This is a genomic window from Aliivibrio thorii (genome assembly GCF_057368585.1).
In genome coordinates this window covers 1353184-1368461 of record NZ_CM170654.1, presented here as the reverse complement: position 1 = coordinate 1368461, position 15278 = coordinate 1353184, and the positions used below count along the sequence as shown (strand labels likewise).

General features: G+C 39.6%; 13 protein-coding genes. 8 read left to right on the top strand and 5 right to left on the bottom strand.

The features are described 5' to 3' along the window. Positions 1-227 precede the first annotated feature (227 nt). The 6 genes from AC2IP4_RS06140 to AC2IP4_RS06115 all read left to right on the top strand — a co-directional run bounded on the left by AC2IP4_RS06140 (position 228) and on the right by AC2IP4_RS06115 (position 8426). The gene (locus AC2IP4_RS06140; protein WP_486310677.1) at positions 228-1760 is read left to right on the top strand and encodes a type I restriction-modification system subunit M; all 1533 of its coding nucleotides are present in this window, start codon (positions 228-230) and stop codon (positions 1758-1760) included. After that, positions 1750-2988 (top strand): restriction endonuclease subunit S, encoded by a 1239-nt coding sequence (locus AC2IP4_RS06135; protein WP_486310676.1) that lies wholly within the window; start codon positions 1750-1752, stop codon positions 2986-2988. The genes AC2IP4_RS06140 and AC2IP4_RS06135 overlap by 11 nt, the downstream gene beginning before the upstream one ends. Then, positions 2988-3926: a PDDEXK nuclease domain-containing protein gene (locus AC2IP4_RS06130; protein WP_486310675.1), complete on the top strand. Its 939-nt coding sequence runs from the start codon at positions 2988-2990 to the stop codon at positions 3924-3926. The genes AC2IP4_RS06135 and AC2IP4_RS06130 overlap by 1 nt, the downstream gene beginning before the upstream one ends. Continuing rightward, positions 3916-7194: a type I restriction endonuclease subunit R gene (locus tag AC2IP4_RS06125; protein ID WP_486310674.1), complete on the top strand. Its 3279-nt coding sequence runs from the start codon at positions 3916-3918 to the stop codon at positions 7192-7194. The genes AC2IP4_RS06130 and AC2IP4_RS06125 overlap by 11 nt, the downstream gene beginning before the upstream one ends. After that, positions 7194-8000: a M48 family metallopeptidase gene (locus AC2IP4_RS06120; RefSeq protein ID WP_486310673.1), complete on the top strand. Its 807-nt coding sequence runs from the start codon at positions 7194-7196 to the stop codon at positions 7998-8000. The genes AC2IP4_RS06125 and AC2IP4_RS06120 overlap by 1 nt, the downstream gene beginning before the upstream one ends. Before the next feature lie 93 nt (positions 8001-8093). Then, positions 8094-8426: a PBPRA1643 family SWIM/SEC-C metal-binding motif protein gene (locus AC2IP4_RS06115; protein ID WP_486310672.1), complete on the top strand. Its 333-nt coding sequence runs from the start codon at positions 8094-8096 to the stop codon at positions 8424-8426. 139 nt (positions 8427-8565) lie between these two features. On the opposite strand, the gene nagK is transcribed toward AC2IP4_RS06115, so the two are convergent. Together nagK and AC2IP4_RS06105 are read right to left on the bottom strand one after the other, a co-directional pair. Then, entirely contained in the window at positions 8566-9477 is a 912-nt protein-coding gene (gene nagK, locus AC2IP4_RS06110) for an N-acetylglucosamine kinase (protein ID WP_486310671.1), read from the bottom strand. A 126-nt stretch (positions 9478-9603) separates the two neighbouring features. Further along, the gene (locus tag AC2IP4_RS06105) at positions 9604-10347 is read right to left on the bottom strand and encodes a tRNA-uridine aminocarboxypropyltransferase (protein ID WP_486310670.1); all 744 of its coding nucleotides are present in this window, start codon (positions 10345-10347) and stop codon (positions 9604-9606) included. Between the two features lie 86 nt (positions 10348-10433). On the opposite strand from AC2IP4_RS06105, the gene AC2IP4_RS06100 reads away from it, so the two are divergent. Next, a complete protein-coding gene (locus AC2IP4_RS06100) occupies positions 10434-11237 on the top strand; it encodes a sterol desaturase family protein (protein WP_375322529.1) in 804 nt (267 codons plus the stop codon). A 36-nt stretch (positions 11238-11273) separates the two neighbouring features. Here AC2IP4_RS06100 and AC2IP4_RS06095 read toward each other — a convergent pair whose 3' ends face one another. Beyond that, the gene (locus AC2IP4_RS06095) at positions 11274-11960 is read right to left on the bottom strand and encodes a pseudouridine synthase (protein WP_486307312.1); all 687 of its coding nucleotides are present in this window, start codon (positions 11958-11960) and stop codon (positions 11274-11276) included. A 168-nt stretch (positions 11961-12128) separates the two neighbouring features. Further along, complete coding sequence (locus tag AC2IP4_RS06090) at positions 12129-13721, bottom strand: AbgT family transporter (RefSeq protein WP_486310669.1); 1593 nt, start codon at positions 13719-13721, stop codon at positions 12129-12131. Between the two features lie 432 nt (positions 13722-14153). Between AC2IP4_RS06090 and AC2IP4_RS06085 the strand changes: the two genes are divergently transcribed. Beyond that, positions 14154-14630 (top strand): C40 family peptidase, encoded by a 477-nt coding sequence (locus AC2IP4_RS06085; protein ID WP_105054836.1) that lies wholly within the window; start codon positions 14154-14156, stop codon positions 14628-14630. An 89-nt stretch (positions 14631-14719) separates the two neighbouring features. Here the strand turns inward: AC2IP4_RS06085 and AC2IP4_RS06080 are convergent, their stop codons facing one another. Continuing rightward, complete coding sequence (locus tag AC2IP4_RS06080; RefSeq protein WP_375322531.1) at positions 14720-15052, bottom strand: DUF3802 family protein; 333 nt, start codon at positions 15050-15052, stop codon at positions 14720-14722. Positions 15053-15278 lie beyond the last annotated feature (226 nt).

The window sequence follows — 15278 nt, the reverse complement described above, 5'->3', positions numbered from 1 at the left end:
TGGATAATTATCCAATAAGTTGTTTCAAGCATGTTGTATTTTTTTCTTAGGCTCTCCCTCCTACTCCATCTTGATTTAAAAAACTGTAAAAAAACACCATAACCACGTATTATGCCCCCATATTTCATTCGCTTAATTAGCACTAATACCATTCTGGATAAGTAGTTGTTCAGATAATTGGGTAGATTGGTACAAAATAAGCGTTACACATAACAGCTAGGTAACCCATGCCACATACCCAAATCAACCAAGACGACATCAACAAAGCCGTATGGTCTGCTTGTGATACTTTCCGCGGCACCGTAGATCCATCTATCTACAAAGATTTCATCTTAACCATGCTGTTCTTAAAATACATTTCAGATGTTCACCAAGACAAAGTAGATGAATTAGCTAAAGAATATGGTGACGAGCCAGAGCTGATTGCGGCAATGATGGAAAGCCAATCATTCAAAATTCCAACAGGCTCTACGTTTTGGGACTTGTATGAATCACGCTTTGAAGCAGGTAACGGCTCACGTATTGATAAAGCGCTACACGCCATTGAAGAAGCAAACGGCACTAAATTAAAAGGCGTGTTCCAAGACATTAGCTTTAACACCGATAAATTGGGCGATGAGAAATCAAAAAATGACATTCTACGTCACCTATTAGAAGACTTTGGTAAAGAAGCATTAAGCCTACGCCCAAGCCGTGTTGGGTCGTTAGATGTGATTGGTAACGCTTACGAATACCTAATCAAACACTTTGCGGCTGGCAGTGGTAAATCAGCCGGTGAATTCTATACTCCACCAGAAGTATCAGATCTGCTTTCTATCATCTTAGAGCCACAACAAGGCGACACCATTTGTGATCCTGCGTGTGGCTCTGGCTCACTACTGATGAAATGTGGTAAGCAAGTTCAGAAAAACTTTGGCGGCTCTAAGCAATATGCACTGTTTGGCCAAGAAGCGATTGGCTCTACATGGTCATTGGCAAAAATGAACATGTTCCTACACGGTGAAGACAACCACCGTATTGAATGGGGTGACACCATTCGTAACCCTAAACTTCAAGATAAAGAAGGCGGTCTACTGCACTTTGATGTCGTAACAGCCAACCCTCCTTTCTCTTTAGATAAATGGGGCCATGAAGATGCAGAAAGCGATCACTTTGGTCGTTTCCGCCGTGGCGTACCACCAAAAACCAAAGGTGACTATGCGTTTATCTCACACATGATTGAGACGTTAAAACCTGCAACTCCAACAAGCAAGGGCGGCCGCATGGGTGTGGTTGTGCCTCACGGTGTGCTATTTCGTGCCTCTTCTGAGGGTAAAATCCGTAAACAGCTAATTGATGAAAACCTATTAGATACGGTTATCGGTCTGCCTGAAAAGCTGTTCTTTGGTACAGGTATTCCTGCTGCAATTTTGTTATTCAAAAAACAGAAAGACGACAAGAAAGTTCTGTTTATTGATGCCTCTCGTGAGTTTAAATCAGGCAAGAACCAAAACGTATTAACGAGCGATAACATTCAGAAGATTGTTGATACCTACAAAGCCCGTGAGACGACAGACAAGTACTCTTACCTAGCAACATTAGAAGAGATTGCAGAAAACGACTACAACCTTAATATTCCTCGCTACGTTGATACCTTTGAAGAAGAAGCGGAAATTGATTTGATGGCAGTGCGCAGTGAACGTTTAGCGCTGCAAACTGAACTAGCTGATCTAGAAGCTGAAATGGCGGGCTACCTAGAGGAGTTGGGTTATGGTGCCTAATGACTATCAACCATCTCACCTTGGTGAGATCCCAAATGATTGGAAAAGAGTTCAATTTGTTGATGTAATGAAGGTTCGACAAGGATTGCAAATTGCAATATCAGAACGTTTAAAAGAGCCAACAGCTACATCTAAAGAATACATAACAATCCAATCGATTAAAAAAACTGACCAAGCACGAGAGTATGTAGAAACTCCCTCTTCACGTGTTATTTGTAGTAAAAAAGATGTGCTAATGACTCGTACTGGTAATACAGGAATTGTAGTCAATGGAGTTGAGGGGGTTTTTCATAACAATTTCTTTCTCATGGATTTTAATCGTGGATTGATTGATAGCAAATTTCTTGTTGACTACTTGCGAACTAACAGGGTTCAACATTTAATTTTAACAAAGGCTGGGGCAAGCACTATTCCAGATCTAAACCATAAGGATTTTTACTCAATTGAATTTCCTTTAGCCCCACTCGCAGAACAACGCAAAATCGCCCAAATCCTTTCTACATGGGATAAGGCGATTGCAACCACTGAAAAGCTGATTGATGTCAGTAAGCAGCAGAAAAAAGCCTTAATGCAGCAGTTGCTGACGGGTAAGAAGCGTTTGGTTGACCCTGAAACGGGTAAAGCGTTTCAGGGGGAATGGGAAGAGGTTAAGTTAAAAAAGATTGGTAAATGTATTACTGGTCTTACCTACTCACCAAACGATGTTGTTAATGAAGGCACTTTAGTTCTTCGTTCTTCCAACATTCAAGCCGGAAAATTATCCTTTTTAGATAATGTCTATGTCTCATCACATATTAAGGATGAGTCTAAAACTAGAATTGGTGACATCTTAATCTGTGTACGGAATGGTAGCCGCAACCTTATTGGTAAAAGTGCTTTAATTACGGATAAAGCAAGTGGTCAAGCACATGGTGCGTTCATGACTATGTTCCGCGGTAAATACGCTGAGTTTGTTTTTCAGTTGTTTCAAACACCACTATTCCATCGTCAAGTGAATAAAAACTTGGGAGCAACAATTAACTCAATCAACACGAGTGATTTACACAAGTTTAAGTTTGATTTTCCAAAAAATAAAAATGAAATAGAAAAAATCGCCTCAGTACTAACCGTTGCCGATAAAGAAATCGAATTGCTAAATTCCAAGCTTGCGCACTTCAAGCAAGAGAAAAAGGCACTGATGCAGCAGTTGTTAACGGGCAAGAGAAGAGTACAAGTAGAGGCCGCCTAATGAAAAATCATCTTTCACAATTAAACACCGACTTGTTAAACAATATTCGTACTTTACTGGTTGAGGGACGAAAACAGGTCGCACAAACCGTCAACACCACCATGGTGCAAACCTATTGGCAAATAGGCCGTTTAATTGTGGAAGGTGAACAGCAAGGTGAAACACGAGCTGAATATGGCAAGCAAGTGCTGAAAAGCCTTTCTGTGTCGTTAACAGAGGAGTTCGGTAAGGGCTTTTCAGTACGCAACCTAAGAAATATGCGCAGTTTTTATCAGGCATTTCCAAATCGGCAGACACTGTCTGCCGATTTGAGTTGGTCTCACTACAATAAACTGATTAGCATCGAAAACGAACATGCTCGCCTTTGGTATTTAAAAGAGGCAGCAGAGCAAAACACCAAACCACTAGCAGTTGATGTAAAAGATTATCTTCGCGATCCCTATATTCTCGATTTTCTTAACCTGCCCTCTAGTCAGGTACATGAAAGCGAACTAGAACAAGCCTTAATTGATAACTTGCAAAAGTTCTTACTGGAACTCGGTAAAGGCTTTGCGTTTGTCGAGCGTCAACAACGTATTAGTACCGATGATGGAGACGATTACATTGATTTGGTGTTCTACAACTTCCATCTAAAGTGCTTTCTGCTCATCGATTTAAAGATGCATAAGCTCACCCATCAAGACGTTGGGCAAATGGACATGTATGTTCGTATGTATGAAGAGAAAAAACGCCGCAGTGATGATAACCCTACCATCGGCTTAATTCTGTGTACTGAAAACAACCATACGGTGGCAAAATATTCGGTACTCAATGACAGTGAACACTTGTTTGCATCAAAATACATGATGGAACTACCAAGTGAAGAAGAGCTTCGTATACAGCTTGAAAAAGAACGACAGCTACTGCTTGCACGGGATAAAAACAACGATGACAACTAACGCGGTCCCTAACTTCAAAGAAGAACAAAGCGCAAAAATTCCTGCGCTCACGTTATTAACCAACCTTGGCTATGAGTTCATTCCACCAAGTGACTGCACAGTTATGCGTGGTAACTTATCAAGCGTCATCTTACCCAATATATTGCGTGACGTGCTGCAACACAAAACCTATTCGTTCATGGGTAAAGAGCATCATTTATCACAAGCTGCGATTGATAAAATCATTCAAGAATTAGCCAACCCAGCCATGAATGAAGGCTTAAAAACCGCTAATGAAAAGCTGTATAACTCACTGACGTATGGCATTAGCGTCACTGAGTTTGTGGATGGCAAAAAAGCCAATCCAACCATTCAGATCATTGATTGGGAAAACCCTGACAACAACAAATACCACTTTACTGAAGAGCTTGAAGTCGAAAACACCCACGGCACCAAAAACTACATTCCTGATATGGTCTGCTTCGTAAATGGGTTGCCTTGGGTCGTGATAGAAGCCAAGCGCCCAGACTCCTCAACGGTAGGAAAACCCACCATTGAAGAAGGTGTATCTCAAACCATTCGTAATCAAAAACAAGATTGCATCCCTCACCTATTCGCTTATAGCCAATTGGTCATGTCGGTGAATGGACACGATGGACGCTACGCTACTTGCGGAACCCCAAGTAAATTTTGGGCGAAATGGAAAGAAGAAGAAATCACAGAGCACACTTTTTCACGCTTAAAAAACACGCCATTATCACCAGAAAATTTCGACCGTATTTTTAACCATCGCCCGAATAAGGTGCGTGAAGAGTATCTATCGCTGATCTCAGGCGGTGATTTAATGGTGACTAACCAAGACCGTTTATTGATGTCGCTACTTCGTCATGACCGTCTATTAGAAATGACTCGCCTTTATACCCTGTTTGATAAAAAAGTCGGCAAGATTGTTGCGCGTTATCAACAAGTGTTTGGCATTAAAGCTCTAGTTAAGCGTATCACCTCATTTGATGATCTGGGCGCTCGTAATGGTGGCGTAATTTGGCATACCACAGGCTCTGGTAAATCGTTCACCATGGTGTTTTTATCAAAAGCACTTATCTGGCTTAAAGAGTTAGCAAAATGTCGCGTGATTGTGGTTACTGACCGAGTGGATTTAGAAGACCAACTGGCTCGAACATTTGCCTCTGGTGGCGCATTATCAGACAAAGATAAAAAAGAGGCCATGGCGACCACAGGAAAACGCCTAGCCGAGCAAATTGGTAAAGGTAACGAACGTATTATCTTCTCTATCATCAATAAGTTTGGTACCGCGATTGAGCTACCAGAATGTTACAACAACAGCCCTGATATTATCGTATTAGTAGATGAAGGGCACCGCAGCCAAAACGGTGAAAACAACATTCGTATGCAACAAGCTCTACCCAAAGCCGCTTATATTGGCTTTACGGGAACCCCACTGCTGCAAGACGATAAAACAGAAAATAAATTCGGTAAGATCATCCACTCTTACACCATGCAACAAGCGGTAGAAGACCAAACCGTTACCCCACTATTGTATGAAGAGCGCATTCCTGATCTCAGCACCAACGACAAAGCGATTGATGCGTGGTTTGACCGTATTACCGATAAATTATCAGAAAAACAGCGCACGGATTTAAAGAAAAAGTTTGCTCAAAAAGGGCAAATTTACCAAACTGAAGGACGTTTAGAACTGATCGCCCATGATATTTCTGATCACTTTCAAAACTTTAAACACCAAGGGTTAAAGGGACAATTGGCGTGTGACTCTAAAGCCTCTGCCATTCAATACAAAAAGCTATTGGATAAGATAGGTAAAGTGACATCGGTTGTTGCAATGTCTGCTCCTGATACTCGTGAAGGCCATGACACGGTTGATGGTGAAAGCACTGACACAGTACAAAATTGGTGGAAAGCCAATGTAACAGAAAAAGAATGGCGTGACGAAAAAGCCTACACCAAACACATTATTGATGAGTTTAGTAAAGACGACGGCCCCGACATCATGATTGTGGTTGATAAGCTACTCACAGGCTTTGATGAGCCAAAAAACACCGTGCTTTACATTGATAAACCGCTTAAACAACATAACTTAATTCAAGCCATTGCGCGTGTGAACCGTTTGCACGCTAAAAAGCAATTTGGCTATTTGATTGATTATCGTGGCATTTTAAAAGAGCTTGATGCATCGATAGCAAACTACCAAGAGCTAGAAGAGCGCATTAAAGGCGGTTTTGATATTGATGACCTAGAAGGTCTTTACCATCGCATGGATACCGAATATAAAAAATTACCAGGCTTATATCGCGATATCTGGGCTATTTTTGATGGGGTATCAAACAAACAAGATGGCCCTGCATTGCGCCAAGCATTAGCACCAAAAATCGATACCATTGATGGATTATTAACGGATACCAATCTTAAAAAACGTAACGATTTTTATGACGCATTAACCGCGTTCTCTAACTGTTTAAAAGTGGCACTGCAATCGGCAACCTACTTTGAAGATAAGAGTTTTGACGACAAACGAGATTTATACAAAAAGACCTTAAAATCCATGTCTGATCTGCGTAAACAAGCCCGTGAAGATGCAGAAGAAACGGTCGATTACGATGAATATGCAGAAAACATTCGCACCATGTTGGATAAACATATTGGTGGCGTAGAAATTCAAGAATCCGAAGGCGCTTATCTGGTGGGTAATATGGGTAAACACGCCAAACCAGAAGAGATGAGTGACGATGAAGCACGTAACAAAAAAGACGTGATAACAGGCCGTATCACTAAGATGATTGAGCAAGATTTAGCGGATGATCCTTATGCCCAAGCGTATTTCTCTAAATTATTGAAACAGGCCATCGATAAAACCAAAGAGATGTTTGATGCCCCTATTAAGCAATATCTGTTATTTGCTGATTTTGAAGAGCAAGTGATCGAGCGTAACGTTGAAGGGTTACCAACAGACCGTTTCTCTGAGCTTGATCCAAAAATCAAACGTCATGTGCAAGCGTACTTTGGTCTTTTCTTAAAACACGTAGAAGATACCAATACCTTGAGCGAAGATGAACGTTTCAACTACGCATTAAACATTGATGAAATAGTTACCGCTGCCGTTGCTGAGTTTTCAATTAACCCACAAGAGATTGAAAACCAGATCCGCCGTCAACTATTGCCTGTTCTATTCAAAGCGATTGGGATGGATAAAACTAACCTAGTGATTGCGGACATTATCCAGATCACTCGTTTAGGCGTAGCAGGTCATCATTAATGGCATCGGTAAACGAAAAAGAGAGTAACAAAGAAGAGTACAGCTTTATCTATGGCGATGAAGCGGTCTCCTACTCTGTTATTAGGAAAAATGTTATTAGAAAAACCGTTACTCAAAAAAACAATAACGAGAACGCAAAGCGTAAAATTACCATCAAGGTTCATCCTAACTGCGAAGTAGTGATTAATGCCCCTGATGATACAGAGCGAAGCGACATTCATGATGCCGTGATGAAACGTGCCAGTTGGATTTACGACGCACTAAAAGAGTTTCGTGCCCATTTAGCGTATGTAGAAACCAAACAGTATGTAAGCGGTGAAATGCAATTTTATTTAGGCCGTCGCTATGTGCTTAAAGTCGTTGAAGATAACTCCGCGTTACCCAAAGTGAAAATGAGTCGAGGCAAACTGCTTGTTACCCTCACCCGTTTTAATGACGACAAACACGCCCTAACCAAAGCGTTAGTCTCTGGTTGGTACGGCGTAAAAGCAGAGCGTATTTTTCATGAACGGTTAGCAGAGCTATTGCCACAAGCAACATGGGTTGATGGTATTCCAAGTTTTCGTGTGATGCCAATGCAAAAACAATGGGGAAGCTGCTCTGCCAAAGGGAATTTGATGCTTAATCCTCACCTAATCAAAGCCCCGAAAGAATGCATTGATTATGTAATACTGCATGAGCTTTGCCACATTGCAGAGCACAATCACAGCGAACGTTTTTGGCGCTTATTAACCAGTGTTATGCCAAATTGGAAAGAAGTAAAAAGCAAGCTCGATGGCATGGCAGAGCTGTATTTGAATGAGTAAATCAAGATTACTTTTTTTAAACCTTTATCACCACTGCTGTTTATAGTATAAACATGCCTAAAATACTGTGTTCAAAAATTATAAGGCTCCAAGATGTCTAAAATGTTCTTCAAAGGTCGTATCGAGACTCGTCAAAACCACGTTCTTTCTGGTTTTAACACTAAGCGTGACGTTAAGTTAGGTACTGAAGAAGCACCACTAACTTTAGTTGTTCAAACAGAAGAACGTAAAGTTGAAATTGAAGCGCAGCTTACTGAGCACAACTTATTCGCAAACATCGAAGTGAATACTGAGAAAGAAGAAAATATTCTTGAGCTTGAAGGCGTTTTAAACAAGCCAAAAACAACTCGCTTTGAAAAAACACCTAACCGCAACGAACCTTGTTCTTGTGGTAGCGGTAAAAAATACAAAAAATGTTGTGCTTAATAACGACTCCGTTATTTAACTTTTAGCTAAACAGCTGATTGTATTTCAAAAAAAGAGCCTCTGTTTGTCTGTTAATAATAACAAACAACATGAGGCTCTTTTTGTATCTGCATTTTCTATTCTAAATATTGAGTCAAGATTAGTCTTTAATATTTAAGAATGCTGCACCACGAACGCCGCCAGAATCACCGTGTTTTGCTTTGATAATACGAGGCACGCGACCTACTGATAATAAGTGCTTTGGAAGACGTTTCGGCAACTCTTCATAAATCAATTCAAAGTTTGATAAACCACCACCCAGTGCTACAACATGTGGGTCAAAGCAGGTAAACAGGTTAGCAAAGCAGATCGCTAATAGCTCCATAAAGCGCTCTACGTGCTCAACAGCATTCGCCTCACCCGCTTCATTGGCTTTAATGATATCAATCGCTTTTTTCTCTTCGCCGTAATAGTGAGCATAAAGTAGTTCAAAACCACGACCAGACAGATAGCTATCTAAACACCCTTTATTACCACAACCACAGCCTAATAGAGGCGCTTTCTCGCCTAAATGAAACCATGCATCAATAGGTAAACGAGAATGACCTAACTCACCAGCAACATGGCTATAACCAGAGAATGCTTTACCATCAAAAATTAAACCACCACCAAAGCCAGTCCCTAAGATTAGCCCCATTACTGATGGAGAGTCTTTTAATTCTTCATCCCACGCTTCTGATAGTGCAAAACAGTTAGCATCGTTATCAATTTTTACTGAACGACCAATTTTTGCTTCTAAGTCTTTACGTAAAAATTGACCTTTAGCAGCTGGAACATTACTTGTTAATAAAGCGCCTGTCTCAGCATCTTCCATTCCAGGAATACCTAAACCAACTTTGCCTTCAACACCAAATTCAGCATCATATTTTGCAATTAAGCCAGCAATGTCATCAACCAATAATGCGTAATCTTCTGTTTGTGTTGGAATTCGTTCAGTGGCAACGCGCTCTAATTTCTCATTAAACGCACCAAATTCAATCTTTGTGCCACCCACATCAAAACCGTAGTACATAAGGTATCCTTGTCCTAATCTATTCTAAATTTTTTATGGTGTTATCTTACCTAATTTTTATAAATACAGACTGTGACCTAGACGATATTCACTGGTTTTTAGTGTGAGATGAACCTCAAAGTGATACTAGATTTCGTTGCTTTCTTTCAGAACTGTACGAAATTCAATCAAGCGTTTTAATCCCATGCCACGCTCTGCCCCTTTCACTGGACGCTTGCTGTATAAATAATGTTCTCTAAACAGTTCAAACCAGCATTCAAGATGCCTCGCGTTCTCTTTCTCACCAAACAAATCCAATACCAAGCTTGCCACTTCAACCGTTGATAGCTGGTGGTCTTTTGAGGCCTTACGCATAATGTAACTAGATAAGTGCTCACGATTAAAAGACAGTACGGGTAAGTGGTGTAAATAAGCACTTTTACGATACATACGCCCTGCTTCACGCCAGCTTCCATCAAGAAGGATAAACAAAGGTGTCTTGCCTTTCTCCATCACAATCTCACTCGTTACAAGCGCTTTATTTTCAATCTGCTCTTCAGGAAAAATAACAAATGGCTGATACGATTCATCTTGTAATAGCGCAAGCATCTCAGCGTTAGGTTCCGTTCTAGACCAAAGATAAGCATGAGTTTCAGGCACTAAATCAGCAATAAGTTTTCCAGTATTGCTTGGTTTTAGTACTTCTGTATCAAACATGATCAATAAAAATGCCGCATCAGATTCTACTGAGGGCTGATGCTCACAAATACAATAATCTTGATGTACTTGACAAAATTCGCAGCGATTAACATTGGCACCACGCGCGTTAAACGGTTTTGTAGAACGAGCTAATCTTTCTTTGTGTAATTGATGGACTTTATGAACGCGCATTTGCAATAACCAAGCTATTTATATGGAAAAAAAAGCGCATTTTACTTACAGTATCGGTAATAACAAGTTCTATAAGAGAATTCCTGATGGAAATTAATTGGATTGAATACAACGAACCTCTACGTTTAGGGTGTTTTATTGCTGCATTCATCATTTTGGCTTTAGCAGAATACAAATGGCCACGTAAAACCTTAACGCAAAAAAAATCCACACGTTGGGTTAACAATATTGGTTTAGTCTTTTTTAACAGCTTAATTCTTCGACTCGCTTTACCTCTATTAGCCGTCGACGCAGCTTTAATTGCCAACCAAGAACAATGGGGTTTATTCAACTATCTAAGCACTCCACCATTTTTAACTGGGCTCTTATCCATCTTACTGTTGGATTGGCTGATCTATTGGCAGCACCGTGCTTTTCATCGTATCCCTCTATTGTGGCGATTACATCGAATGCACCACTCAGACCAAGATATTGATGTCACAACAGGCACACGCTTTCATCCTGTTGAGATAATTTTCTCTATGCTTATTAAGATTGCAGCCATTGGATTATTAGGCATCCCTGTTGAGGCAGTGATCTTATTTGAAATTATTCTAAACGTAAGCGCTATGTTTAATCACAGCAATTTATTTATTCCAAAATGGTTAGATCGCTATGTACGAGTATTATTAGTGACTCCTGATTTCCATCGAGTGCATCATTCCGTTCATATCTCTGAAATGCATAATAACTATGGATTCTTTTTATCCATTTGGGACTATTTCGGTAAAACCTATTTAGTAAAACCGAAAGATGGTCATGAAGAAATGAAAATTGGCCTTGGTTTTTTCAGAAAAGAAAAAGAGCAACGCCTAGATAAAATGCTGACTCAACCATTTAGGAATAAATAAAAACCACGATGAGGTGCTTGCTGCACCTCATTCTTATTACCTAAATGAATTCACTTCTTCTTCTGTTAAATACCGCCACTCACCTTCATTTACATCAAGCTTGATTCCACCAATCTGCTCTCGATGTAAAGAAACGACTTTATTACCAATCGCTGAAAACATCCGTTTTACTTGATGAAACTTACCTTCAGTAATAGTAAGTAAAACCTCTTGAGAGCTTATTATATCAAGCTTAGCAGGACGAGTAAGCTGTGATTCTCCTTGTAACTGTACACCAACTGCAAATTTCTCTATTGCATCTTCTGTTATCGGCTTACGTAAACCGACTCGATATACTTTTTCACACTGCTTACTTGGCGTAATTATATTGTAAGACCAACGACCATCATCGGTAATTAACACTAACCCTGTCGTATCTGCATCCAACCGCCCTGCTACATGTAACTCCGCATTATTGCCTTCAGTGATGCAATTAAATAAAGAGGGATACGCTTCATCAATATTTGAACAAATAATATCAGCTGGCTTATTCATTAACAGGTGACGGAAAGGTCGAGCGACTAACTCTTCTTCATTCAGAGTAATGTAATTGTTCTCATGCACTTGAGTTGCCTTGCATGTGACAACGTCACCATTAATTTTTACTCTTCCTTCACAAATTAACTCCACCGCTTGGTTTTTTGTTAATTCTGTACTTTTACAAATAAACTTATCAAGGCGCATAGAACCACACATTACCACTCATCATAACGTCATTATCCTTGCTCTATTTAAATAAGCAATCGCATTACATAAGCGAACGATCAAAAAAAACGACCCGAAGATCGCCTTTTTATTTATATGCTTAGGGCTAATTACATACTCAGAGCTAAGCGTTTATTCTATTAACCGTTATGGTGTGTAGAACGTTGCTGCACCCGGACCTACTGGTAAACCGAATACGAATACCCATAGGTAGAACAAGATACTCCAACCAAACATGAACACCATTGAGTATGGAAGCATGGTTGCAATCAGTGTACCTATGCCTAGATTCTTCATGTAACGTGTCGCTACCGCCAGAATAAGGCCGAAGTAACTCATCATTGGTGTAATAATGTTTGTTGTTGAATCACCAATACGGTAAGCCGCTTGAATCGTCTCTGGTGCGTAACCTACTAGCATTAACATAGGTACGAAGATAGGAGCAGTCACAGCCCATTGTGCTGACGCCGAACCAATCATCAAGTTAATGAAGCCACACATTAAGATGAATGCGAAAAACAGCATTGGACCCGTAAGACCAACATCTTGTAAGAAGCTAGCCCCACCCACTGCGATTACTTGACCAAAGTTAGTCCACTTAAAGAAAGCAACAAACTGTGCAGCAAAGAATACAAGAACAATATACATGCCCATTGAAGACATTGATGTTGCCATTGCATTGATCACATCACGGTCATTTTTCATTGAACCTGTAACTTTACCGTAAACAAAGCCTGGAATAGCAAAGAATACAAAGATAAAGGCAACAATACTTTTAAGGAATGGAGAGCCTGCAACCGTACCTGTTTCTGAACGTAATACACCATCTTCAGGAACAATCGTCCATGCAAGTAATGCACTCACCACAAGAACAGCCACACCTGCAAATTTAAGACCTTTCTTCTCAACGGCAGTCAACTTGCCCATTTTATCATTTGATAGATCTTCTGACGCTTCTTCATCATGATATTTACCTAACTTAGGCTCAACAATTTTCTCAGTTACAAATGCACCAGTAATTGAGATAAAGAAGGTTGATACAAACATGAAGTACCAGTTAGCTTCAGGACCAACGGTATAAGTTGGGTCAATCATTTGTGCTGCAGTTTCTGTAATACCAGAAAGCAATGGATCAACCGTGCCAATTAGAAGATTTGCAGAATAACCACCAGATACACCAGCGAACGCAGCTGCAAGACCCGCTAACGGATGACGGCCTAATGAATGGAAAAGCATTGCTGCTAGAGGAATAAGCACTACGTAACCAAGTTCAGAGGCTGTATTTGAAATAATACCAGCAAAAACAACGGTTATAGTAACCATACGTTTAGATGCGCCCATTACCATACCGCGCATAGCAGCAGATAACATGCCTGAATGCTCAGCAATTGCAACACCAAGCATTGCAACAAGAACCGTACCTAATGGTGCAAAACCGACAAAGTTTTTCACTAGGTTAGTAACGATAAGCTGTAAACCTTCAGCGTTAAATAAACTAATAACATGGATCATGCCATCGGCAGCACGACCTTTCGCGCCTTCAGGACGAGGATCGATTACGGATAATTCAAAATAACCAGCAATCCCAGATGAAACAAGAATAGCCACACAAAAGATTGCAAACAGAGTAATTGGGTGTGGTAAAAGATTTCCTAAGTATTCTACTGAATCAAGAAAACGTGTGAACAACGGCCTTTTTGGCTGTTGTTGATTTTGTTGTTGCGATGCAGACGAACTCATCTGTAACTCCTTGTTTTTGTCTTACCATTTCTATAATTCAGCACACCATCACGAACTAAATAGTTAAATGATGAGCGCTTTCGTTAAAAGTAAGTACTTCCAAAATTCACGCAAAGGTTACATGATTGTAAAATTCAATGAAAGTTTGAAATGTCACAAAATATTTCACTTGTAGCTTTTTCAACTAAGAACAACCAATAATATAAAACTTTAAATTAACAATCACACAATAAACACTGCAAAAGTAACACTTGAACCACCTTCTTGTTCTATCTAAAGAGAATATGGTTAAATAAACATGTAACAAAATTAATTAAAACAACCAAAATGATGAAGCTTAGATTGCCTAAGTCGTACTCGCATTAATATTGCTTTTTCTACCCGTGATGAGTCAAAATAGTGATATTGCTTTTTATTCATCTAGGATTGATTATGATTCGCCAATCTATCTGTATTCTTGCTTTACTTGGGCTATTTGGATGCGCCTCGTCTCCATCACCACAATTAACAGAGCAAGAAATAGAAACAAAATACCCTCAGCTATCGCAATCAAATGGTTACCAAGACTATTTTCAAGAATGGCAAGGTGTCCCTTATAAATATGGCGGTACTAATAAAGATGGCGTCGATTGTTCTGCTTTCACACAAAATGCATTAATTAACCTTCACCAATTATCGTTACCGAGAACAACTCAGAACCAAGTGGTTACAGGAATAAAGATTCCATTATCAGAAGCAAAAAAAGGCGATCTTGTTTTCTTTAAAACTAGCGTAAAAGTTAGACATGTTGGTGTATATATTGGCAATCGTGAATTTATGCATGCATCCACCTCAAAAGGTGTGATCATTTCAAGTTTAGATAACCCATATTGGAAAAAAGCATTCTGGCAAGTAAGACGTGTATTATAAAAGAAGGCAATGAAGAATTACCCAAGTAAAATAATGACCCATTAGGCCCTTATTTTACTTGGTGTTATAAATAAATTTAATCGTGATTATTAAAATGCGCTATCGAATAGATTTTTAATAAGCCCAATGTAGTCATCTAAAAACATAACTTGTTCATTTGTTGCTTTTTGAACCCAAGCCCCTGCCAATACTTCACCTAAGTCAGCAACAACAGCATCTGCTTCACGCAATAACGTAAATCGTACATCGGCGTCCAACTCTGGATTTTGTTGGAAAACAGCCATCAAGTTAGAAGCAACTAAATCATTTACGATATCTTCTACCGTCTCTTCACCTGTATCTCCTTGCTGATTAGCAAAAATAGCCAGATGCTCGGTAAGGTATTCAATCAGTGCGTGGTAACCCTCTGTGTTGACAATCATAATCTGTCCGTTTTGTAATGGTTCATAATAATGATAAATGCTTATTTTATGTAAGCTCTTTGACTAATTTATCAAAATAGAGAATAACTCTCAAACTCTTTCCATTTATATTGACAAGCAAAACTTATATATTTTTTCATACCTCATTTCTTTAAACTCAATCATTTAAACGATTACTCAAAAAACGACGTATTTTTTAGCTTTAGTTCACAGATATTTATTAAGA

What these genes read in the sequence shown, in the direction of transcription:
- AC2IP4_RS06115 (WP_486310672.1), top strand. Translation starts at nt 8,094, where the DNA reads ATGTCTAAAATGTTCTTCAAAGGTCGTATCGAGACTCGTCAAAACCAC.
- AC2IP4_RS06100 (WP_375322529.1), top strand. Translation starts at nt 10,434, where the DNA reads ATGGAAATTAATTGGATTGAATACAACGAACCTCTACGTTTAGGGTGT.
- AC2IP4_RS06135 (WP_486310676.1), top strand. Translation starts at nt 1,750, where the DNA reads ATGGTGCCTAATGACTATCAACCATCTCACCTTGGTGAGATCCCAAAT.
- AC2IP4_RS06125 (WP_486310674.1), top strand. Translation starts at nt 3,916, where the DNA reads ATGACAACTAACGCGGTCCCTAACTTCAAAGAAGAACAAAGCGCAAAA.
- AC2IP4_RS06090 (WP_486310669.1), bottom strand. Translation starts at nt 13,721, where the DNA reads ATGAGTTCGTCTGCATCGCAACAACAAAATCAACAACAGCCAAAAAGG.
- nagK (WP_486310671.1), bottom strand. Translation starts at nt 9,477, where the DNA reads ATGTACTACGGTTTTGATGTGGGTGGCACAAAGATTGAATTTGGTGCG.
- AC2IP4_RS06080 (WP_375322531.1), bottom strand. Translation starts at nt 15,052, where the DNA reads ATGATTGTCAACACAGAGGGTTACCACGCACTGATTGAATACCTTACC.
- AC2IP4_RS06130 (WP_486310675.1), top strand. Translation starts at nt 2,988, where the DNA reads ATGAAAAATCATCTTTCACAATTAAACACCGACTTGTTAAACAATATT.
- AC2IP4_RS06140 (WP_486310677.1), top strand. Translation starts at nt 228, where the DNA reads ATGCCACATACCCAAATCAACCAAGACGACATCAACAAAGCCGTATGG.
- AC2IP4_RS06095 (WP_486307312.1), bottom strand. Translation starts at nt 11,960, where the DNA reads ATGCGCCTTGATAAGTTTATTTGTAAAAGTACAGAATTAACAAAAAAC.
- AC2IP4_RS06085 (WP_105054836.1), top strand. Translation starts at nt 14,154, where the DNA reads ATGATTCGCCAATCTATCTGTATTCTTGCTTTACTTGGGCTATTTGGA.
- AC2IP4_RS06105 (WP_486310670.1), bottom strand. Translation starts at nt 10,347, where the DNA reads ATGCGCGTTCATAAAGTCCATCAATTACACAAAGAAAGATTAGCTCGT.
- AC2IP4_RS06120 (WP_486310673.1), top strand. Translation starts at nt 7,194, where the DNA reads ATGGCATCGGTAAACGAAAAAGAGAGTAACAAAGAAGAGTACAGCTTT.